Annotated in this window: 20 protein-coding genes and 1 pseudogene; 17 read left to right on the top strand and 4 right to left on the bottom strand. The window is 60.9% G+C overall.

What is annotated here, in order from left to right; genetic code table 11:
• Window positions 1-95: 95 nt before the first annotated feature.
• Complete coding sequence (locus SB753_RS30450) at window positions 96-1202, bottom strand: aromatic ring-hydroxylating oxygenase subunit alpha (RefSeq protein WP_020071004.1); 1107 nt, start codon at window positions 1200-1202, stop codon at window positions 96-98.
• 287 nt (window positions 1203-1489) lie between these two features.
• On the opposite strand from SB753_RS30450, the gene SB753_RS30455 reads away from it, so the two are divergent.
• From SB753_RS30455 to folE2, 4 genes are all read left to right on the top strand, one after another.
• A complete protein-coding gene (locus SB753_RS30455; protein WP_392395470.1) occupies window positions 1490-1798 on the top strand; it encodes an exodeoxyribonuclease VII small subunit in 309 nt (102 codons plus the stop codon).
• The gene (locus SB753_RS30460; protein ID WP_087752664.1) at window positions 1795-2676 is read left to right on the top strand and encodes a polyprenyl synthetase family protein; all 882 of its coding nucleotides are present in this window, start codon (window positions 1795-1797) and stop codon (window positions 2674-2676) included. Before SB753_RS30455 ends, SB753_RS30460 begins: the two co-directional genes overlap by 4 nt.
• Before the next feature lie 85 nt (window positions 2677-2761).
• A complete protein-coding gene (dxs, locus tag SB753_RS30465; protein ID WP_020071001.1) occupies window positions 2762-4669 on the top strand; it encodes a 1-deoxy-D-xylulose-5-phosphate synthase in 1908 nt (635 codons plus the stop codon).
• A 343-nt stretch (window positions 4670-5012) separates the two neighbouring features.
• Entirely contained in the window at window positions 5013-5819 is an 807-nt protein-coding gene (gene folE2 / locus SB753_RS30470) for a GTP cyclohydrolase FolE2 (RefSeq protein WP_410803570.1), read from the top strand.
• Between the two features lie 88 nt (window positions 5820-5907).
• On the opposite strand, the gene tsaD is transcribed toward folE2, so the two are convergent.
• Window positions 5908-6936: a tRNA (adenosine(37)-N6)-threonylcarbamoyltransferase complex transferase subunit TsaD gene (gene tsaD, locus SB753_RS30475; RefSeq protein ID WP_027779523.1), complete on the bottom strand. Its 1029-nt coding sequence runs from the start codon at window positions 6934-6936 to the stop codon at window positions 5908-5910.
• 112 nt (window positions 6937-7048) lie between these two features.
• Here tsaD and SB753_RS30480 point away from each other — a divergent pair, with 112 nt between their 5' ends.
• The 10 genes and pseudogenes from SB753_RS30480 (at window position 7049) to SB753_RS30525 (ending at window position 18260) form a co-directional block, all read left to right on the top strand.
• Window positions 7049-8266, top strand: a complete 1218-nt coding sequence (locus tag SB753_RS30480; RefSeq protein WP_087752661.1) for an NAD(P)/FAD-dependent oxidoreductase — start codon at window positions 7049-7051, stop codon at window positions 8264-8266.
• A gap of 68 nt (window positions 8267-8334) precedes the next feature.
• Window positions 8335-8546 (top strand): annotated as a pseudogene (gene rpsU / locus SB753_RS30485) (30S ribosomal protein S21).
• Window positions 8547-8780: 234 nt separating this feature from the next.
• A complete protein-coding gene (locus tag SB753_RS30490) occupies window positions 8781-9227 on the top strand; it encodes a GatB/YqeY domain-containing protein (protein WP_027805093.1) in 447 nt (148 codons plus the stop codon).
• Window positions 9228-9302: 75 nt separating this feature from the next.
• Window positions 9303-11171, top strand: a complete 1869-nt coding sequence (gene dnaG / locus SB753_RS30495; protein ID WP_410803573.1) for a DNA primase — start codon at window positions 9303-9305, stop codon at window positions 11169-11171.
• A gap of 92 nt (window positions 11172-11263) precedes the next feature.
• Window positions 11264-13675, top strand: a complete 2412-nt coding sequence (rpoD, locus tag SB753_RS30500; protein WP_087752659.1) for an RNA polymerase sigma factor RpoD — start codon at window positions 11264-11266, stop codon at window positions 13673-13675.
• A 631-nt stretch (window positions 13676-14306) separates the two neighbouring features.
• Window positions 14307-15038, top strand: a complete 732-nt coding sequence (locus tag SB753_RS30505) for a transporter substrate-binding domain-containing protein (RefSeq protein ID WP_410803575.1) — start codon at window positions 14307-14309, stop codon at window positions 15036-15038.
• Window positions 15039-15143: 105 nt separating this feature from the next.
• Window positions 15144-15599 carry an MEKHLA domain-containing protein gene (locus SB753_RS30510; protein ID WP_020070991.1) on the top strand — a complete coding sequence of 152 codons (456 nt, stop codon included), beginning with the start codon at window positions 15144-15146 and terminating at the stop codon, window positions 15597-15599.
• A gap of 351 nt (window positions 15600-15950) precedes the next feature.
• On the top strand, window positions 15951-16589 hold the full coding sequence (locus tag SB753_RS30515) for an FkbM family methyltransferase (protein WP_256972076.1): 639 nt from the start codon (window positions 15951-15953) through the stop codon (window positions 16587-16589).
• Window positions 16590-17030: 441 nt separating this feature from the next.
• The gene (locus tag SB753_RS30520) at window positions 17031-17381 is read left to right on the top strand and encodes a DUF4148 domain-containing protein (protein ID WP_087752657.1); all 351 of its coding nucleotides are present in this window, start codon (window positions 17031-17033) and stop codon (window positions 17379-17381) included.
• A gap of 132 nt (window positions 17382-17513) precedes the next feature.
• Entirely contained in the window at window positions 17514-18260 is a 747-nt protein-coding gene (locus tag SB753_RS30525) for an alpha/beta hydrolase (RefSeq protein ID WP_020070988.1), read from the top strand.
• Window positions 18261-18478: 218 nt separating this feature from the next.
• Here the strand turns inward: SB753_RS30525 and SB753_RS30530 are convergent, their stop codons facing one another.
• Window positions 18479-19438: a quinone oxidoreductase family protein gene (locus SB753_RS30530; protein WP_410803579.1), complete on the bottom strand. Its 960-nt coding sequence runs from the start codon at window positions 19436-19438 to the stop codon at window positions 18479-18481.
• A complete protein-coding gene (locus SB753_RS30535) occupies window positions 19435-19719 on the bottom strand; it encodes a hypothetical protein (RefSeq protein ID WP_410803580.1) in 285 nt (94 codons plus the stop codon). Before SB753_RS30535 ends, SB753_RS30530 begins: the two co-directional genes overlap by 4 nt.
• 95 nt (window positions 19720-19814) lie before the next feature.
• On the opposite strand from SB753_RS30535, the gene SB753_RS30540 reads away from it, so the two are divergent.
• The 3 genes from SB753_RS30540 (at window position 19815) to SB753_RS30550 (ending at window position 21877) form a co-directional block, all read left to right on the top strand.
• Entirely contained in the window at window positions 19815-20606 is a 792-nt protein-coding gene (locus SB753_RS30540) for an AraC family transcriptional regulator (protein WP_410803582.1), read from the top strand.
• Between the two features lie 87 nt (window positions 20607-20693).
• A complete protein-coding gene (locus tag SB753_RS30545) occupies window positions 20694-21398 on the top strand; it encodes a hypothetical protein (protein ID WP_020070984.1) in 705 nt (234 codons plus the stop codon).
• A 158-nt stretch (window positions 21399-21556) separates the two neighbouring features.
• Window positions 21557-21877, top strand: a complete 321-nt coding sequence (locus tag SB753_RS30550) for a pyrimidine/purine nucleoside phosphorylase (RefSeq protein WP_027802956.1) — start codon at window positions 21557-21559, stop codon at window positions 21875-21877.
• The last annotated feature ends 93 nt before the right edge of the window (window positions 21878-21970 follow it).

A 21970-nucleotide genomic window follows, 5' to 3' on the forward strand; every position in this document is an offset into this window, starting at 1 on the left:
CGGGCTACCCTGTTAGTCTAAACAAAAAAAGACGGGCCGAAGCCCGTCTTTCCGTGTGTTGATGCAAACGCAAGTGAGTTGCAGCGAGGCCGCAATCAGATCGTGCCGAGCTCGCGCCGCAGGAACTCGTGGAAGTGCTGCATGCCGTCTTCCATTGGACTCTGGTATGGGCCAACCTGTGATTCGCCGCGCTCCATTAGCGCTCGGCGACCAGCGTCCATGCGTTCGGCGATTTCGTCGTCTTCGCGGGCCGTTTCCATATAGGCGGCACGTTCCGCTTCGACGAACTCACGCTCGAACAACGCAATTTCCTCAGGGTAATAGAACTCGACCACGTTCGTGGTCTTCTGCGGACCGCGCGGAATCAGCCACGACACGACCAGCACGTGCGGATACCATTCGATCATGATGCCGGGGTAGTACACCATCCAGATCGCGCCGAACTCCGGCGGAGTGCCGCCACGGAAACGCAGCACTTCGTCGTGCCATTTGCGGTAGGTCGGACTGCCCGGCTGCTCGAGGTCCTTGTGAACGCCGACCGTTTGCACGCTGTACCACTCGCCGAATTCCCACGTAAGGTCGTCGCAATTGACGAAGCTGCCGAGGCCCGGATGGAACGGCGCGACGTGGTAGTCCTCCAGATAGACCTCGATAAAGGTCTTCCAGTTGTAGTTGCACTCGTGCACCTCGACATGGTCGAACATGAAGCCCGAGAAGTCGAAATGTCGTTTCGTGCCGAGGTTGGCCAGGTCGCGTGCGACGTTGCGGCCCTGCGCTTCGAAGAGCAGCCCCTGCCAGTTCTGCAGCGGCGTGGCGCCCAGGTTCAGGCACGGGTTGTCCGCGAAATGCGGAGCGCCGAGAAGCTGGCCGTTCAGATCGTACGTCCAGCGATGCAGCGGACAGACGATATTCTCAGCGTGGCCGCGGCCGTTGAGCATGATGGCCTGCCGGTGGCGGCACACGTTCGACAGCAGTTCGACTTGCGACTGCTGGTTACGAACGAGCACGCGCCCCTCGCTCTCGCTGGGCAAGGCAAAATAATTCCCCGCTTCCGGCACCATGAGATCGTGCCCGACGTAACGAGGACCTTTCCTGAAAAGGGTTTCGATTTCGCGCGTTAAAAGCGCTTCGTCAAAGTAAGCCGTGACTGGCAGTTGGCTGTGAACAGACCGCAACTGCAATGCATTGCTCAGATTGGACATTCCCACTCCCGATGAAGACGTGAAAGCAGTGAACAACCCAACCATCGAAGATTCGATTTAGGGAGCCCAAGATTATACCTGTTTCCCCCTCCTTGGGACAGTTAAGTCACTGATTTGGGTCAAAAATGTCGAGAAAGTTCGGCCTTTTCGCCGCAGACCAATCGTTTTTTTTCTGCGAGACTGACAGGGCGGCGAAGGGCGGACAGGCGGCCCGAAGGTCGGCTGGCGAGTCGGATTTGTCTCTTTTGCCGTAGAATGTCCGACTTGTTTTAATTTTGCGACTATTCATGGCGAAGACCGCGTCGAACGATACTGCTGCGGCGCCGGCCGAAGGCGTCGAAAGCACGCCGCTGCCTGAGAACTACGAGGCGGCGCAGGCAGAGCTTGAAGGGCTCGTTGCACGCATGGAAAGCGGCAATCTCAGCCTCGAAGAATCGCTCTCCGCCTATCGGCGTGGCGCGGCTCTGGTGGCGTTTTGCCAGCAACAGCTCGAGAAAGTCGAGCAGCAGGTGCGGGTGCTCGACGGCGAGACGCTCAAGCCACTGCCCGTGAATACCGCAGGAACAGCCGCTACTGAAAGCGGGGACGACCTATGACATTCGAACAATGGACGCGCTCGGTGCTCGAGCGCGTCGAAACGGCACTCGAACACTACCTGCCGGCTGAGACAACGGAGCCGGCCAAGCTGCATGAGGCGATGCGCTACGCCGTGCTGGGCGGCGGCAAGCGGGTTCGCCCGCTGCTGTGCCATGCAGCAGGCGAGCTGACCGGCGCGCGCGCCGAGTGTCTCGATGCAGCAGCGGCTGCGCTCGAAATGATCCACGTGTACTCGCTCGTGCACGACGACATGCCGTGCATGGACGACGACGCGCTGCGCCGCGGCAAACCCACGGTACACGTCAAATATGACGAAGCCACGGCACTGCTGGTCGGCGACGCATTGCAGTCGCAGGCGTTCGTCGCGTTGACTTCCGAGGTTCTGGCGCCCGCGCAGCAGGCGGCGCTCGTGCGCGAACTGGCTCTTGCCAGCGGTTCGATCGGCATGTGCGGCGGTCAGGCAATCGACCTTGCAAGCGTCGGTCACACGCTCACGCGTACGCAACTCGAAACCATGCACCGCATGAAGACCGGCGCGTTGCTGCGCGCCGCGGTGCGCATGGGCGCGCTGGCGGGTGAAGCGCCGGACGCGAACGCCATGCGTTCGCTCGACGCATACGCGGCTGCGGTCGGCCTCGCGTTTCAGGTCGTCGACGATATTCTCGACGTCACGACCGACTCGGCGACGCTCGGCAAGACAGCAGGTAAAGACGCGAAGGACGGCAAGCCGACCTACGTGTCGATTATTGGGCTCGACGCATCGCGTTCGCTGGCAGCGCAGCTGCGCAGCGACGCGCACGCCGCGCTGGCGCCGTTCGGCGCGCGCGCGCAGCGTCTTGCCGAATTGGCAGATCTGGTGGTGAACCGGGTCAGCTGAACGCGAAAGCCCGCCGCCGCGCGCCGTCCCCACCAGGCGCATGTATGAAGTGCGGGCGCGTAAGTTTTCCTACAATGGAACGACGATGTACGACTTGCTGAAAACCATCGACGACCCGGCAGCCCTGCGCCGCCTCGATCGCCGCCAATTGCAACCGCTTGCCGACGAGTTGCGCGCCTTTGTGCTCGACAGCGTGTCGCAGACGGGCGGCCATCTTTCGTCCAACCTCGGCACGGTCGAGTTGACCATTGCTCTGCATTATGTGTTCGACACGCCGCACGACCGCATCGTGTGGGACGTCGGCCATCAGACGTATCCGCACAAGATCCTGACGGGCCGTCGGGACAGAATGCACACGCTGCGCCAGTTGGGCGGCATCTCCGGTTTCCCTAAACGCGACGAGTCGGAATACGACACGTTCGGCACTGCGCATTCGAGCACGTCGATTTCGGCGGCACTCGGCATGGCGGTCGCCAGCAAGCTGCAGGGCGATAACCGCATGGGCATCGCCGTGATCGGCGACGGCGCAATGACGGCGGGCATGGCCTTCGAGGCATTGAACAATGGCGGCGTAGAAGACGACGTGCCGCTGCTCGTCATCCTGAATGACAACGACATGTCGATTTCGCCGCCGGTCGGCGCGCTCAATCGCCATCTCGCGCGTCTCATGTCGGGCCGCTTTTACGCCGCGGCGCGTGCTGGCGTCGAGCGCGTGCTGCGCGTCGCGCCGCCCATGCTCGATCTGGCCCGCAAGCTCGAAGAGCACGCGAAGGGCATGATCGTTCCGGCCACGCTGTTCGAGGAATTCGGCTTCAACTATATCGGCCCGATCGACGGTCACGACCTCGATTCGCTGATCCCTACGCTGCAAAACATCAAGGAACTGCGCGGTCCGCAATTCCTGCACGTGGTCACCAAGAAGGGCCAGGGCTACAAGCTCGCCGAGGCTGATCCGGTGCTGTATCACGGCCCGGGCAAGTTCAATCCCGCTGAAGGCATCAAGCCGGCTGTTGCGCCGTCCAAGAAAACCTACACCCAGGTGTTCGGCGAGTGGCTTTGCGACGCGGCTGAACTGGACGCGCGCGTGGTCGGCATCACGCCGGCCATGCGTGAAGGTTCCGGCATGGTGGAGTTCGAGAAGCGCTTCCCGGACCGCTACTTCGACGTGGGTATCGCCGAGCAGCACGCGGTTACCTTCGCTGGTGGTCTCGCGGCCGAGGGCATGAAGCCTGTCGTCGCGATCTACTCGACGTTCCTGCAACGCGCCTACGATCAACTGATCCACGACGTCGCGCTGCAAAATCTGCCGGTCGTGTTCGCGATCGACCGCGCAGGTCTGGTCGGCGCGGACGGCGCGACGCACGCAGGTGCTTACGACCTCGCGTTCATGCGCTGCATCCCGAACATGATGGTAATGGTCGCGTCCGACGAAAACGAATGCCGTCAGATGTTGTACACGGCGTTGCAGCAATCGTGTCCGACGGCCGTGCGTTATCCGCGCGGCGCCGGCACCGGCGTGGCCACCGTGAAGCAAATGGCTGCTCTGCCTGTCGGCAAGGGCGAAGTGCGCCGCGAGACGTCACAACCGGCGGGCAAGCGCATCGCGATTCTGGCGTTCGGCACGATGGTCGCGCCGTCTCTGGCAGCTGCAGAGCAACTCGACGCCACCGTGGCCAACATGCGTTTCGTGAAGCCGCTCGACGCTGACCTCGTGCGTCAACTCGCTGAAACGCATGACGCCATCGTCACCGTCGAAGAAGGCTGCGTGATGGGTGGTGCGGGCTCGGCATGTGTCGAGGCCCTGCTCGCGAGTGGGGTTACGCGGCCGGTACTGCAATTGGGCTTGCCCGACCGCTTCATCGATCACGGAGATCCGGCCAAGCTGCTCGCCGCGTGCGGCCTCGACGCCGCGGGCATTGCGAAGTCGATTCGCGAACGCTTTTTGTCGAGCGGTGCCGTGGCCGGCCAGTCGTCGGTCAAGCGCGTCGCTTAAGGTGAGTTGATGAGCTTGTCGGCGAGCCAGGCGATAAAAGTCATATCGACTGGCACGCCGTAAAGCCCGGCACCGCTTATTGCGCCGTCCGTTGCCATGGTGGCAATAGAAGTCGCTAACTTGAATCGATGGGCCCGTGCGTGGCTCATCATCGAACGCCGGCAGGGGCCGGCGTTTGCCGTTGCGGTTTCTGCTCCGCGCGGCCGCTGAGGACTCCCGACCCCGTCGCTCCGCAAAGCCCGTTATGGGCAGCCTCAACGTCCGGCAAATTTGCTCCGGCGCAGGGCTATCTGCGGAGCCTCAAGCCTGAGGCGGGTCGGCGTTTTCCTGAAAGGACAAGAACATGAATCAGATGAATCCCGCCTTTGTGATGCCAGACGTGCAAAGCACGCCCGATACTCGCCAGATTCCAATCCAGCGGGTCGGCGTCAAGGCGGTCCGCCATCCGCTGACGGTGCGCACACCAGGCGGTGACGCCCAGCCGACGGTCGGCACATGGAATCTCGACGTGCATTTGCCCGCAGAGCAAAAAGGCACGCATATGTCCCGCTTCGTTGCGTTGCTCGAAGAGAACAAGGCGCCGCTGGAACCCGCCACGTTCCGCAAGATGCTCGCCGCGATGCTGACGAAACTCGAGGCCGAGGCGGGCCGCATCGAAGTGTCGTTCCCTTACTTCGTGAACAAGACCGCGCCGGTGTCCGGCGTGCAGAGCCTGCTGGACTACGAAGTGACGCTGACCGGCGACACGCGTAATGGCGAAACCCGTCTGTTCCTGAAAGTGCTCGTGCCGGTCACGAGCCTCTGTCCGTGTTCGAAGAAAATCTCGCAGTACGGCGCGCACAACCAACGCTCGCATGTGACGATCAACGCGGAACTGGCGGGCGAGGTCGCGGTGGAAGACCTGATCCGTATCGCCGAGGAAGAGGCGTCGTGTGAGCTGTGGGGCTTGCTCAAGCGTCCGGACGAGAAATTCGTGACCGAGCGCGCGTATGAAAACCCGAAGTTCGTCGAGGATCTGGTGCGCGACGTCGCGCAGCGTCTGAACGCGGATGAGCGGATCGTCGCATACGTGCTGGAAGCTGAGAACTTCGAGTCGATTCACAATCACAGCGCGTACGCCGTGATCGAGCGTGATAAGCGGTTGGTTTGACGCTTTGCCTCGAAATCCTGATTGCATGAAAAAAGCCGCTCTAAACAAGCGGCTTTTTTGTCGGCGTAACGCGCCGTTCGCGAAGCATTCAGCGTGCGAGTGACGTCAGATCCCAGCGGGGTTTGACGGTGAACGCGTAGTCCTTGCCCGACTGATCGGGCCAGCGTTGCAGCCGCAACGCGCCTGCGAGCGCAATCATTGCGCCGTTGTCCGTGCACAGCGACAAGTCCGGGTAATGCACGTAGAAGTTGCGCTTTTGCGCGGCGGCCGAAAGGGCCTCGCGCAACTGCCGGTTCGCACCCACGCCACCCGCCACGACTAGCCGGTTGAGCTTCGTGCGCTTGAGCGCGGCGAGCGACTTGGTTGCGAGCACTTCGACGGCAGCGTCCACGAAGCCGCGCGCCAGATCCGCTTTCGCCTGCTCGCAGATATTCGCGCCGCCAAGCTTTTTTGCGTGCGTCAGCACGGCCGTTTTAAGGCCGCTGAAGCTGAAGTCCAGATCGCCTGAATGCAGCATGGGGCGCGGCAGCACCACCGCGCCCGGCGTGCCGAATTCGGCCATGCGCGAAACCTCTGGGCCGCCGGGATAGCCGAGGCCGAGCAGCTTGGCGGTTTTGTCGAAGGCCTCGCCCGCTGCGTCGTCGAGCGTTTCGCCCAGCGTTTCGTAGACGCCCACGTCGGTCACGCGCATCAGTTGCGTATGGCCACCAGATACCAGCAACGCGACGAACGGAAACGGCGGCGGCTCGTCGACAAGCAAAGGCGACAGCAAATGCCCTTCAAGATGATGAATGCCGATGGTCGGCTTGTCCCAGGCCATGGCAAGCGAATTGGCGACGCTCGCGCCCACCAGCAGGGCGCCCGCGAGCCCGGGCCCTTGCGTGTAGGCGATCGCGTCGATGTCGCCGCGTGCCGTGCCCGACCGCTCCATGACCTCTTCGAGCAAGGGCAGCGCGCGCCGGATGTGGTCGCGGGAGGCCAGTTCGGGCACCACGCCACCGTACTCGCGATGCATCGCAATCTGCGAATGCAGCGCGTGCGCGAGCAGGCCGCGCTCAGTGTCGTAGAGCGCGAGGCCGGTTTCGTCGCAGGAGCTTTCGATGCCGAGAACGAGCATGTCTGGTGGGCTGAAACGGGCGCTTGGACGCACCCGAAATGCAAAAAGGTAAGCGTTAAAGTATAGCAGTGCGAGCCAGGACGCCGCAGGCGCGCAGGTACAATGCGGCCCCATGGAATCCTACGATATTGCAGTGATCGGCGCGGGCGCGGCCGGCATGATGTGCGCGGCGGTGGCCGGGCAACTCGGCCGGCGCGTGGTGCTGATCGATCACTCGCAGCGCCTCGCGGAGAAGATCCGGATCTCGGGCGGCGGCCGCTGCAACTTCACGAACCTGTATGCGGGCCCGGCCAACTATCTGTCGGCGAATCCGCATTTTTGCCGCTCGGCGCTCGCCCGCTACACGCCGCGCGACTTCATGGCGCTGCTCAAGCGGCATCATGTGACGTGGCACGAGAAGCATAAGGGGCAGCTTTTCTGCAACGAGTCGAGCGACGCCGTCATCAACGTGCTGAAAAACGAGTGCGACGCGGGACGCGTCGCATGGCGTGCGCCGCTCTCGGTCGAGCATGTGAGGCAGGACGTGGAAGGCCGCTACACGCTCGACACCAACGCGGGTTCAATCGCGGCGCGGGCGCTTGTCGTCGCTACGGGCGGCTTGTCGATCCCGAAGATCGGCGCCACCGACTTTGCCTATCGTCTTGCCAAGCAGTTCGGCCACAAGCTCATCGACACGCGTCCCGCGCTCGTTCCCCTCACGTTCGCCGCCGCCGACTGGGAGCCGTTTTCGGCGCTCTCCGGTGTGTCGCTGGAGGTGCGGATCGCGACCGGCAACAAGAAGTCCGGCGCTGAATTCGAAGAAGACCTGCTGCTCACGCACCGCGGCCTCTCAGGGCCGGGTGTGCTGCAAATCTCCAGTTACTGGCAGCCGGGCGAGCCGATCCACATCAACCTGCTGCCGGACCGGGACGCCGCCGCGGCGCTACTTGAAGCGAAGACCGGGACGCGGCGTCAGATTGCCAATCTGTTGTCGGAATGGGTGCCGCAGCGGCTTGCCCACGTGTGGCTCGAGACCCATCAGATTCCCGCCGAAGCTCGCGTGGCCGACCTGCCGGACAAGGTGCTTCGCCGTGTCGGTGAAGCCTTGTCGCGCTGGACGCTCACGCCGAACGGCACCGAAGGCTACCGCAAGGCCGAAGTGACCCGCGGTGGCGTGGATACACGCGACCTTTCGTCCACCTCGATGATGAGCGCCCGCGCACCGGGCTTGTACTTCATCGGCGAGGCGGTCGACGTAACGGGCTGGCTCGGCGGCTACAATTTTCAGTGGGCCTGGGCGTCAGGCGTGGCGGCCGGTGAGGCCGCTGCGGAGTATGCCCGGGGGGCTTGACGGCGCAATGGCTTTGTGCGAAAGCTCTGCTATACTCCTGAACCTTTACAAAGTTCCGTTATTGAAAAATGACGACCATCCGCGTAAAAGACAACGAGCCGTTTGAAGTCGCCATGCGCCGTTTCAAGCGCACCATGGAGAAAAACGGTTTGTTGACGGAACTTCGTGCGCGCGAATTTTACGAAAAGCTACGGCTGAGCGTAAGCGCAAGAAGGCGGCTGCGGTGAAGCGTCATTTCAAGCGTCTGCGTGGCCAGATGCTGCCAAAGAAATTCTACTGATTCTGGCGTTGTCGCAGTTCCGCTCAAACAGAGCCGCGACATGCAACCGGTGACGGCACAACAGGTGCTGCCTCGGAAAACAAGGTCTTTTCGGACCAGCCGGCAGGGTCGCATCCACTACGCACATTGCGCCAACCCGCTTGAGGAAGCTGTCCCAAGCGGGTATTCGTGTTGGTGAATGTCGATGCAGTCCACTCGGCCGGTTTTTCAATTTTCAACGCATTCAGGTGAGTAATGAGCCTCAGAGACCGGATCAACGACGATATGAAAGCTGCCATGCGGGCGCGTGAAACGGAGCGTCTCGGCACGATTCGCCTGTTGCTCGCCGCGATCAAGCAACGTGAAGTCGATGAGCGCGTCACGCTCGACGACACCGCAATCACTGCTGTGATCGACAAGATGATCAAGCAGCGTAAAGACTCGATCAGCCAGTTCGAAGGCGCCGGCCGCACGGACCTCGCGGACAAGGAAAAGGCCGAGCTGGCTATTCTGTCGGCGTACATGCCCGCGCAGATGTCGGAGGCGGAGATCGTCGCCGAGGTGCAGGCCGCCGTCGCGCAAACCGGGGCGGCCGGCCCGCAGGACATGGGCAAGGTGATGGGCGTGCTGAAGCCGAAGCTCGCCGGTCGTGCCGACATGACCGCCGTTTCCGCGCAAGTCAAAGCCGCGCTCGCGAAGTAAACCGCGCGTTGTGGCCCGCGCGGCCGCCATGGGCGGCGCGCGCGGTATCGAGCTCCTAAGCTGGCGTCGTCTAACGTGATTCCTCCGTCATTCCTGCAGGATCTGCTCAACCGCGTCGATATCGTCGACGTGGTGGGGCGGTACGTGCAGTTGAAGAAGGGCGGCGCGAACTTCATGGGGCTGTGTCCGTTTCATAACGAGAAAAGCCCGTCGTTCACGGTGAGCCCGACCAAGCAGTTTTATCACTGCTTCGGCTGCGGCGCGCATGGAACGGCCATTGGCTTTCTGATGGAACACGTCGGCGCCTCGTTCCCCGAGGCAGTCAACGAACTCGCGCAATCCGTCGGATTGACGGTGCCGAACGAGCCTTCGCCGGGCTACGGAGGCGGCGGTTCCGGCGGCTATGCACCGGCGGCCTCGAAAGCAGTAACTACCGCGCTTTCCGACGTCATGCAGACGGCTTGCGACTACTACCGCAAGCAATTGCGCGGCGCGCCTGTCGCGATTCAATATCTGAAGAAACGCGGCCTGACCGGCGAGATCGCCGCTCGCTTCGGGCTGGGCTACGCGCCGGACGGCTGGCAGAACCTGGAAGCGGCTTTTCCGAACTATCGCGACGATTCCCTTGTCGAATCGGGTCTGGTAATCGTCAGCGAGAAGTCGGACGCGCAGGGCCAGAATCGCCGCTACGACCGCTTTCGCGAGCGGATCATGTTCCCTATACGCAACGTGAAGGGGCAGGTAATCGGCTTCGGCGGCCGGGTGCTGGACGGCGGCGAGCCGAAGTATTTGAATTCGCCGGAAACGCCTCTATTTAACAAAGGCAGCGAGTTGTATGGGCTTTTCGAGGCCCGTCTTGCGATCCGGGAACAGCACTACGTGCTGGTCGTCGAAGGTTATATGGATGTGGTCGCGCTGGCCCAATTGGGGTTTCAGAACGCGGTCGCGACGTTGGGCACGGCCTGCACACCGATTCACGTGCAGAAACTGATGCGCCAGACCGACACGGTCATCTTCAGTTTCGACGGCGATTCGGCCGGCCGGCGCGCCGCACGGCGCGCATTGGACGCCTGTTTGCCGCACGCGGCTGACAACCGGACCATTCGCTTCCTGTTTCTGCCGGCTGAACACGACCCGGACAGCTACGTCCGCGAGTTTGGTACGGAGGCGTTCGCCGAGCAGGTGGAACGCGCCATGCCGCTCTCGCAGTTCATGCTTAACGAGGTGCTCGCCGGCAAGGAGTTGGACCAGCCGGAAGGCCGTGCACGCGCGCTGTTCGACGCCAAGCCGCTGCTGCAGGCGCTGCCGGCCAATGCACTGCGCGCGCAGATTATGCATATGTTCGCCGATCGGCTCGACGTGCCGTTCGACGAGGTCGCCGCGCTCTGCGAGGTCGACTCGCGCATTGCGGCGGCGGCGCGTTCGGCGCCGGCCCGTAAGGACCGGCGCAGCGTGACTGGGATCGAAGAAAAGACGCTGCGCAATCTTGTGATGTATCCGCGCACGGTCGCGGTGCTCGACGAAGAAGCCGAACAAGCGCTTCTCACCGTGACCCGGCACAGCGAACTATTTGAAGAAGTGACGACGCATGCGCGCGCACTCGGCGATTCGGCGGAGTTTCAATTGCTCTCCGACCTATTGCGAAACGGCGCAAACGCCCCAACTTTCGAGGAAATCTTTCGCAAAATTCTGGACTATGATGAAAATGTCCGGGATTTGTTGCTGAAGGACCCGGAAGATGCGACCGTCATAGAAGAGCGGCGCGAGCAGGAGAGGATCGTCGGAGAGGAGCTGAAAGCGGCGATTCTGAAGATGCGATACGACGCTTATTGCGATCGTCTCGAGCAACTTTCACGACAATCCCGGCACACGCCGGAGGAGTTCGCGGAGCTTGCAGAGCTCAACAGGAAGCGGGCTGACATGAAGCGCCAGCTCGGCTTGTAGGCGGAAGCGCAGAAACCTGAGTGGTATAATAAAAGGTTTCCAGCGGTTTGTTTTTCAAAGGGTTTTCCTAGCAAAGGCGAAAAGGCGATGCGATGGCAAAGACTACAGACGGAAAGAACACACCCGGCCCACGCTCCAGGGAGCAGACCAGAAAGGTCACTTCGGCCAGGTTAGATTCTTCCGTCCGGAAAGCGTCTGCCGTTAGCGTTACACCGGCTGCCGGGAAGAAGTCTTTAGCCACTCCGGCCGCGCGAGCGGAGCCGGCTCAGATGGCAAAGGCGGTCGCCAAGGCGGCGAAAACTGTACCACCTCCGGCCGCGAAACGACCGGGTGTCAGAAGCGCAAGGGAAGCGGCTGTCGCGCAGGACGATGCGGCAGTGCGCGAGACTCCAGTATCCACGGTTCAACCGGCTGTTGTCCACCAGCCGCGAGTCGAGACTACAGCCGGTACGGCGAACTCCATGACGAAAAAGCTGAATGAAGTACCCGTCGATGACGACGCAACCCAGAGCGAAGAAACCCCTGTGGCCGCTTCCGGCAAAGTGGAAAAGGCCAAGGCTCGCGACCGCCGTGCCAAAGAAAAGGCGCTTCTGAAAGATGCGTTTTCTTCATCGGCGCCCGGCACGGTGGAGGAACTCGAGGAGCGCCGCTCCAAATTGCGCGCGCTCATCAAGCTCGGCAAGGAGCGCGGTTTCCTCACGTACGCTGAAATCAACGATCACCTGCCGGACAACTTCACCGAGACCGAGGCGATCGAAGGCATCATCAGCACGTTCAACGACATGGGCGTGGCTGTGTACGAGCAGGCGCCCGACGCTGAAACGCTGCTGCTGAACGACAACGCGCCCGCCGCTTCGTCAGACGACGAAGTCGAAGAAGAAGCGGAAGTTGCGCTGTCCACCGTCGACTCGGAATTCGGCCGCACGACCGACCCGGTGCGCATGTACATGCGCGAAATGGGCACGGTCGAACTGCTGACGCGCGAAGGCGAAATTGAAATTGCCAAGCGCATCGAAGACGGCCTGAAGCACATGGTGATGGCCATTTCCGCGTGCCCGACCACGATCGCCGACATTCTCGCCATGGCAGAGCGCGTCGCGAACGAGGAAATCCGCATCGACGAACTGGTCGACGGCCTGATCGACGCCGACGCAGAAGACGCGGACGGCTTCTCCGTGCAGGAAGCGGAAGCGATCGAGAGCGAGGACGAAGAAGCCGAGGAAGAAGACGAAGAGGACGAAGAAGAAGACGACGGCACCGCGCAGGCCACGGCCAACGCAGCGCAAATGGAAGCGCTCAAGCGTGCGTCGCTCGAAAAATTCGCCCTGATCAGCGAATGGTTCGACAAGATGCGTCGCGCGTTCGAGAAGGAAGGCTACAAGTCGAAGTCGTACCTGAAAGCGCAGGAAACCATCCAGAACGAGCTGATGACGATCCGCTTCACCGCGCGCACCGTCGAGCGTTTGTGCGACACGTTGCGTGCGCAAGTGGACGAAGTGCGTCAGGTCGAGCGTCAGATTCTCCATACGGTGGTCGACAAGTGCGGCATGCCGCGTGCGGAGTTCATCGCGCGTTTCCCGGGTAGCGAAACGGACCTCGAGTGGGCCGACAAGATCGTCAGCGAAGGTCACGCGTACAGCGCGATCCTCACGCGGAACATTCCGGCCATTCGCGAGCAGCAACAACGTCTGCTGGATCTGCAGGCGCGTGTGGTGCTGCCGCTGAAGGACCTGAAGGAAACCAACCGTCAAATGGCGGCCGGCGAACTGAAGGCGCGCCAGGCGAAGCGCGAAATGACCGAGGCAAACCTGCGTCTCGTGATCTCGATTGCGAAGAAGTACACGAACCGCGGTCTGCAGTTCCTCGACCTGATTCAGGAAGGCAACATCGGCCTGATGAAGGCGGTGGACAAGTTCGAATATCGTCGTGGCTACAAGTTTTCCACGTATGCAACGTGGTGGATCCGTCAGGCCATCACGCGTTCGATCGCGGACCAGGCGCGCACGATCCGTATTCCGGTTCACATGATCGAAACGATCAACAAGATGAACCGCATCTCGCGTCAGATTCTGCAGGAAACCGGCCTCGAGCCGGATCCGGCAACGCTGGCCGAGAAGATGGAAATGCCGGAAGACAAGATCCGCAAGATCATGAAGATCGCGAAAGAGCCGATCTCGATGGAAACGCCGATTGGTGACGACGACGATTCGCATCTGGGCGACTTTATCGAAGATACGAACACCGTGGCGCCGGCAGACGCCGCGTTGCACGCGAGTATGCGCGACGTCGTGAAAGACGTGCTCGATTCGTTGACGCCGCGCGAAGCGAAGGTGCTGCGCATGCGTTTCGGTATCGAGATGAGCACCGATCACACGCTTGAAGAAGTCGGCAAGCAGTTCGACGTCACGCGTGAGCGGATCCGTCAGATCGAGGCAAAGGCGCTGCGCAAGCTGCGTCATCCGAGCCGCTCGGACAAACTCAAGTCGTTCCTTGAGGGCAACTGATCGGCAGGTGTGGCCGTCTTGAGTAAGTAGCAATTTGAAGGGGTCTCCCAATTGTTCCGTCAAAGCGGAGCGGTCGCGGAGGCCCCTTTTTCGTGTAGTATGGCGGCCACTCGACAAACAGGCATGCGCAACATGCTGTACGTTGGTAGCTTCAGATACGGTAAAATCTCGAGTTCTCAGGGCCTCTAGCTCATGCTTGGTTAGAGCAGCGGACTTAGCAAAGACTCACCTAAACCTCGCAGCACGGCATGGTGAGTCATGAATGGGTTGCCTTGGGGTAAGTTAGCTCTGCCCCTTGGTAGAACTGCTCAAATTCGGGGAAACCTCTGCTGTTCTCGCAGCGTGGCAATCCCGAGCGAAGCTCTCTTTGAGAGAACGTGTAGAGACTGAACGGGCAGGTCGTAAAGACAAGAGACAGTCCAGACCACAAACCCGAAAGGGGCGGCGAAAGCCGTAGCTGGTTAGCATAATCCGTTGGTGCCGTGTTCGACTCACGGGAGGCCCACCAAACATTGAAAAGCCACCCTTCATGGGTGGCTTTTCCTTTGCGTCAGACTTTGCGTTTTCTTGCGATGCCGCGTGTCCCAGTACAATCGACGCACCATCGACTTCGCGGATTTGCGAGGCAGCAATGAAGATTCGGATCGCGTACCTGGAAGAACCTCCGTTTGGATGGAGCGGACCGGACGGGGCGGCTATGGGCGCCGATATCGATCTGGCTACCGTTGTTCTTCGTGCCATTGGTGCGACGGAGATCGAGCATTGCCTCACTACGTTTAGCGAGTTGCTCGATGGTGTAGCAACCGGCCGCTGGGATATGAATGTTCCTCTGTTCATGACGCCGGAGCGGGCACAGCAGGTGGCCTTCAGCGTTCCCGTCTGGGCGATGGCAGACGGCTTTCTCGTCCGTGCAGACAACGACAAGGCGCTGGACAGCTATGCGTCGGTCGCCGAGCGGCGCGATGCCCGGCTTGGCATCATCGCAGGACAGGTGCAGCACGAGTCGGCCAGAGCGGCTGGCGTAAGCGAGGACCAGATTGTCGTCTTTCAGCAGCAGGCTGAAGCGATAGAGGCAGTTCGCTCAGGCACCGTGGACGCTTATGCGAGCACCGCCCTCGGAAATCGCATACTGGCTGAGCGCATTGGCGGCTCGGTGCTTCGTGCAGTCGAGCATCGGCCTGTGACAGGCAGCGCGCTCGAAATACCCTTCGGTGCATTTTCGTTCAGCAAGAACAGCGATGATCTGCGCCATGCGGTCAACCGTGAATTGCGATCGTATTTGGGCTCGGCCGCGCATCGCGAGCAAATGGCGAGGTTTGGCTTCACGCACAAAGAGATCGATCCCGTTCTCTCTGTCGGTTGATAGAACGGTCGTGATTTGCGTAATCTCGCACGTGTAGCGACGAGCGGTATTCACAATGGTCCCATTGCACTGCTTTGGATAACCAGATTTGGAGCGTTCTACACCATGTCACTGAAGACGGATGTCGAATTCTTCCGCCTCCTCACGAATAGCTATCGCCGTTTGCTCGGTAAATCGCTGGTGCCGTCCGATATTAGCGACACGGAGGGTGCTGCATGGCTCTATTCGTCGGCGCCGTTCGGCCTTCTCGCGCACGATACGCAGACCGACCCGATGTTCATCTATGGCAACTCAAAAGCGCAGACGATCTTCGGATACGACTGGGACGAAATCACGTCTCTGCGCTCGAGGCTTTCGGCGGAACTTCCTGAGCGCGGGGAGCGTCAGGCGTTTCTGGATCAGGTCGCGCGCGACGGTTTCGTCACCGGGTATCGCGGCATTCGCATTACGAAGTCCGGACAGCGTTTCTGGATCGAGCATGCAACGGTGTGGCAGTTATTCGACGACTCAGGCGTGGTGCGTGGCCAAGCGGCCATGATTCCGCAGATTGCGAAGTTCTAAATATCCTATGCTGGCCCGAAAGCAACGACATAATCGCTTCTTCCGGGCTGCGAGCCCGCGACATCAAGCAGATCTTTTTATGCGGTGATTTTCAGGCGCTGAGAATAAAGTGACGGCCTGCTGAGGGGTGTTAAAGACTTAGCACATCAAGTCTTCGAAAGACGCAAATGATAGGCCCCTGTTTCTGAAAGGCCCAATTCGTTGAGTTAATGTCCTTGAAAAGCGCTGAATGTTGATTAGTCTTCCGCCATCGCATCGATTTCAGGGCGTGGGGCTACTATGAGTTCGCTTAAGACCTTCGGGCATTTTCTTTGGCTTGTGCGGAAAACGTGGCTGACACGGGGAGCGCGCTTGTATTATTCCCAGTTCGGAGAAGATGCTGTGCTCCGCGAGATAATCAGCCCCGCGTGCTCCAAGGGCGTTTATGTGGATGTGGGTGCTTATCACCCGATCAAGTTTTCAAATACGTATGCGTTGTACAAGCGCGGCTGGCGGGGCATCAACATTGATATGGACCCCATCAAGATCGAGGCCTTCAGACTCGCGCGGGCGTCCGATACAAATGTGTGTGCGGCTATTTCAAGCGAAAAGGCTGTAAAGAACGTCTATAACTTCTCGAGCTATGGGTTGACCTCCACTCTCGATCCCGAAGTAGCCGCAAATGGAACGGCGTCGCCTACATCGGTGCGCAGCGTCGAGACCACGACGTTGGACGAAGTGCTCGAACATAGCCGTTACTCCGATCATGAGATCGACCTGCTTTCCATCGACGCCGAAGGTCACGATTATCAGGTGTTGATGTCGATCAATATTGAAAAGTACAAGCCGAAAATCATCATTGTCGAATCCTCGTCTACTTCAATGCGGGATGTCGTCGGCTCGAAAGTGTACGACTATCTTGAGAAGCGCGGTTATAGGCTCGTCAGCTGGACGCATCTTTCGCTGATTTTCAGGGTAGATAAGTCAAGAATCTTCCGCTACCAGCTATAAGGGCGGCGCGAACGCGCACTTCGCGACGTCTCTTACCAGGATGCCGGGCCGCGCAGCCGCATGCGTCGCGGAAACAAACAGGCGTTTGTGCGCGGGCTCGCAAACGCGTTCCTTGCAGTTTCCTTTATGTCCGCTTGCATGTCGCCTGCTAAGGCTTCGCCGCGAGGTGAGCGCCGCGGTCCATCAATTTAAAAAAAGTTTGGAATAAACGTCGGGGCCCTGTGTTTGCCCCTATGTAGCCAGATGCAAACGCATTAATCCGGAACCCGACGAGAAGGAAGTTCGAAGGAACGAATGCCGACCCGTGAGACCGGAAAGTCAGATAGTTAGGAATCCGATAGTAATTGTTGTTCGGCGGAGATGATCCTGCCGGTCTGTGCAAAGCGATTTTATCCGCGGCTTTCCGCCGCGAACCATTCACTTAATTAAGGAGTATTGATCATGTCCAAGTTGTTCGTAAGCCTCGCTCTCGCCGTTTCCGCTCTCGGCGCTCCGGTACTCAGCTTCGCTCAAAGCAGCGCTCCGCTCACACGTGCGGAAGTTCGTGCAGATCTCGTCCGCGTCGAGCACGCTGGATATCGGCCTACCAGCGGTGACGATGTTAACTACCCGGCAGATGTCCAGGCAGCAGAAGCAAAAGTCGCAGCACAAGGCGACCAGCAACTGACGATGCAAGCCGTCGGCGGTGTCGCACAAAGCGGCAGCTCAGCGTCGGGTGCTGCGTCGCATACGGCAATGCAATCTGCGTGCGTCGGCCCGGTCAGCTTCTGCAACCTCTACGCCGGTAGTTAAGTGCCGCACGCCGGATCCTGTGGACCATGCAGTCGTGCACAGGATCCCAACTGGTTATCTAATCGTTATCAATGGAGTTTCGCCGTGAAAATCTTGCCATTAGCCGCAACGGTTCTTTCCTTGTCTGCATGCATGTTCGCATCCGCCAGCGCAATGGCGCAGGACACGCAACCCGCCAAAGCGCCGATCCGCAATATCGTTCTCGTTCATGGCGCGTGGGTCGACGGCTCGGGGTGGAGGCCGGTCTATGACATCCTGACCAAAGACGGCTACCACGTCACAATGGTGCAGGAGCCGCTGACCTCGCTCGACGACGACGTAGCCGCAGCGAAGCGGGTGATCGACATGCAGGACGGTCCCACCATTCTGGTCGCGCACAGTTATGGCGGCTCGGTGATCACCGAGGCCGGCGTCGATCCGAAAGTTGCGGGGCTGGTGTACGTCGCGGCTCATGCGCCGGCAGTAGGCGAAGACGAAAGCGATCTGGGCAAGAAGATGCCCAGCTACACGTCGCAGCAGGCAGGCGCCATCAAGAAGACGGACGACGGTTACACCTATCTGAATCCCGCCGATTTCGCGAAAGATTTCGCAGCCGATCTGCCGCTCAAGGAAGCGGAGTTCGAGTCACGCGCGCAAATTCTCACGGCGGCCAAGGTCTTCTCCGAGCCGATGAAGGTCGCCGCCTGGACCATGAAGCCGAGTTGGGGCATCGTGGCGGCCGACGACAAGATTATCAATCCGGACCTCGAGCGCTTTTACTACCAGCGCGCGCATAGCCACACCACGGTACTGGCGGGGGCAAGCCACTCCGTGTATGAATCGCGTCCCAAGGAAGTCGCCGCGGTGATCGAAGACGCAGCGAAGCATGCGCAGCAGTGAAGATGTGTCAACGCCAGCGCGTCGCTGTGGCTGGAATTGTTGCCGGCTCGGGCACGCGCATCGAATTTCATCTGCCAGGGTTCGGCGACGCGGCCACCGTTCGATCAATGCGCGTCAGTTGCCGTCGTGCCGAACCGGCTGTCCTTTACGTGCGTCTCGCCCTGCGATCGTGCTTAGTCGATCGGTGCGATGCGCGCATAAAGACAAACGCCCACCTGTCACTCTTGCATGATAAAAACCGTGCGCGCGCGACTCCCATTGTCTTCCCAATGCGTCGCTAGTTCTGCAAGAGGAACCGCGCGTGTATCGATTTCGAGGCGCGACGGCACGGCCGCATGGAGCACCTCGCGCACCGCGTGCAGAAGCCGCTCGAAAGGAACGCTGCCTATACCGCTGCCGAGCAACGTGATTGCCGAAGCGCGCAGCGCTGCGGCCGGCAATGCAACAGCGGCGCCGGCGATCGAGCCGATCTGCACGAAACGCATCGGATAACCGCCGGGAAGCGACCGCGCCGCGGCTGTCAGCAGCGTCAACGCGCTCGCGCCCCACAAGTAGTCGAGCACCACGTCGACGCCGTCGCGAAAGTGCGGTTGCAGCGCACGGTTCAACGCCGGCTCGTCCTGGTCGAGCGAGATCACGCAGTCCGCGCCCACGGCCTGGAGTCGGCTGAGCGTCTGCGGATGCCGCCCTGTTGCAATGACTTTTGCGGCTCCGAGATGCTTCGCAATCTGCACGGCGAGGCGTCCCGACGCACCCGTCGCACCGTTCACCAGTACAGTCTCGCCGGCAACGAATTTTGCGCGCTCGATGAGGGCTGCCCACGACGACATGCCGGGAATGGCCAGGGCCGCGGCGGCGACAGGGTCGAGTGCCTCCGGAATGACGATGCACTGCTTCTGCGCGACCAGGGTTCGCTGCGCGAAACCGCCTGAGGGCTCGCTGGGTCCGAAGAAATAAACGCGCGTGCCGTCCGGGCGGCGCCCGACACCGTCGATACCGGGTACGAACGGCAACGTCTGCGACGACGAATAGTGCGTACCGGACGCTCTCCCGCGCGTGACATGGCTGAGGGCGGAAGCCTCGACGTCGATCACCACGTGGCCATCCGCGGGTACAGGTTCAGGGAAGTCCCCATAGACGGGCATCTGGCCGGCTTGCATAACGACGGCTGCTTTCATCGTTTCACCTCGTCGAGCGAACAAGTAAGCGGCTGCGCGTCGATCCATGCACGCAATGCCGGATCGATAATGGTAAGCACATCGAACAGTCCCGACGCGCGCAAGGCCGGCAATGCTTCGACAATATCGGCGGCGGCTCGCTCACGCGCCGTCTCGCCGGAGGCGCGGTCGCTCCAGATACGCGCGTTGGCAAGAAAGGCGGCGACGGTGCCCTTGCGGATCGTCACGCCGCGAACGTCGACGGAATCGACGTGGTCTGGAAGAAGCTGTTCGGCTCTCATCGCAGTGAGTTCCTCGAAGTGGTAGTGCGCTCAGTGTAGGCAAGCAGCGGCGGCGCGTCTCAGGTATAAAGGCCATTCGATACGGATTTCCAGCCATGACCACTCCGCTGATTCGCCCAGAGCTAGTGACATCGCCCGACGGGCCGTTCCTTGCTGCCGCAGAACTCACGCAGCGCGAATCGCGCGCGGTGTCGTCGCATGCCCATGCGCGCGGGCAATTGATGGGCGCGTTGAGCGGGCTCGTTTCGGTCGGCGTGAAGCGGCAGCAATGGGTCGTTCCCGCAATTCACGCGATATGGATTCCGCCACATTGCGAGCATTCGATCCGCTCGCATGGCCCGTTTTCAGGGTGGAGCGTGTTTATTGCGGAGCATAGGTGCGATGCGTTACCGCGTGAGCCGCGCTCGATCCGCACCACGCCGCTGCTGCGAGCCGCCGTGCGGCGCGCAGCGACCTGGAACGGGTCGCTGCTCGGTGTGCAACAGACGCGGGTCGCCGAGGTCATCCTGGACGAACTGGCGGCGTCCAAGGCGGAACTGCTGGGCTTGCCGAGCCCAGAAGACGCACGGCTAGTGCGCATCACCGACGCGCTCGTTTGCAATCTGTCCGACACGCGCCGTCTCGAACAATGGGCCGAGTGGGCAGGGCTTTCGCCGCGCACGCTGAGCAGGCGGTTCATCGCCGAGACGGGGCTCAGCTTTGCGCAATGGCGCGCACAGGCCAGATTGCTGCGCGCGTTGGAACTGGTCGCCGATGGTGTCAGCGTCACGACCATTGCACTCGAACTAGGCTACGAGAACGTGAGCGCTTTCATCGACATGTTCAGGCGCGCAACGGGAACCACCCCCGGCCGTTATGCAGCGGCGGGCGGTAGTTCCGTTGACTAGCAAGCGGCTGGCGCAGCGCGAGCGAGCGGCTCGCTATCGCTACAATGTGCGGATGTTTCGTCCTTCCGATGGCATCGAGCGCCAGACATGCTGATCTCCTGTTTCTCCAGTGGCGACGCCATTCGCACACGGCGCGTGAGCGACATCGTGCTGTCGGGCATCGTCGACGTGCCCGAACTGCCTCATCGTGTGCTGGTCGATTGGGAGAGAGAGACGTCGTCGCGCATGGTTCTCGATCCCGGCGATGTGGAAGTCATGCCTTTCGCGCGAACACGTATGCGTTGGCCGGATTACACGCTCTGTGTTCAGGCGATGTCGGACTGGACGCGCTCACTCGGATTGCCCGACGTACTTGCCTCCAGCGACGTCGCCTTAATGGCTTGCCGCGGGGCCACGTATCACCATGACGCCATGCAGTACGGCGGCGCGGCATTCTGCAACCTGTTCCTGAGCGACGACAAGGGGCTCGACCTGCATTTCGCCTCTTCGGGGCAGCGCATTCCGTTGACCCGCGGAACGGCCGTGATATTCGACACAGGTCAGCCCCATGGTGTGATCCGGCGAGGTAGCAGCGGCTTCAACGTGGACGACTTCACGCCGGATCGCGATAGTGTGCAGATCTTCCTGACGTGGGAGCTTCCTATCGAAGACGTACATGTCGCACGCGCGCTTCAAGTCGAATTCGACGTTGCACCTTTACCCATCTCACAGCCCGCTGAAGAGCAGGTATTGCTGAATGGCGAACCGGTCGTCGTGTGTCCGGATTCGGGCCGCTGGCGTAAGCCCGATTGATGTTCGGCGTTATGCCGATGTCGATGCGCGACGTCTGTATGATGGCGAGTTGCGCTCGACCGCAAGCTCGCGCAAACGGTCGACGCAGACTACGCACAATGGGCTGCCGCAACGCGGCGCTAACGCATCCCTTCACGACGATTCATAGGAAGACCGCCATGACGGCCGCAACGCAATTCGATCAGGTTTCCGTTATCAAACGTGCCAACGTCTACTTCGACGGCAAGTGCGTTTCGCACACCGTTCTCTTCGCGGACGGCACGCGTAAGACGCTGGGTGTGATTTTGCCGGGCACGCTCAACTTCGGAACGGACGCGCCCGAACTGATGGAAGTGCAAGCCGGCCAGTGCCGCATCCGCCTTGAAGGCAGCGACGAATGGAAGACCTATCGCGCGGGCGAGTCGTTTTCGGTGCCCGGCAAGAGCCGCTTCGACATCGACGTGATCGAAACGCTCGACTACGTCTGCAGCTATCTGTAACTGCGATTGAACGTGTAGCGCTGGAGTCTCGGAACGAGACTCCAGGCAAACGCGATGCTATGCCGATAGGTTCTATCGGAAGTGCTTCAAACC

This window comes from Paraburkholderia sp. SIMBA_053 (assembly GCF_046534895.1).
Classification (GTDB): domain Bacteria; phylum Pseudomonadota; class Gammaproteobacteria; order Burkholderiales; family Burkholderiaceae; genus Paraburkholderia; species Paraburkholderia caledonica.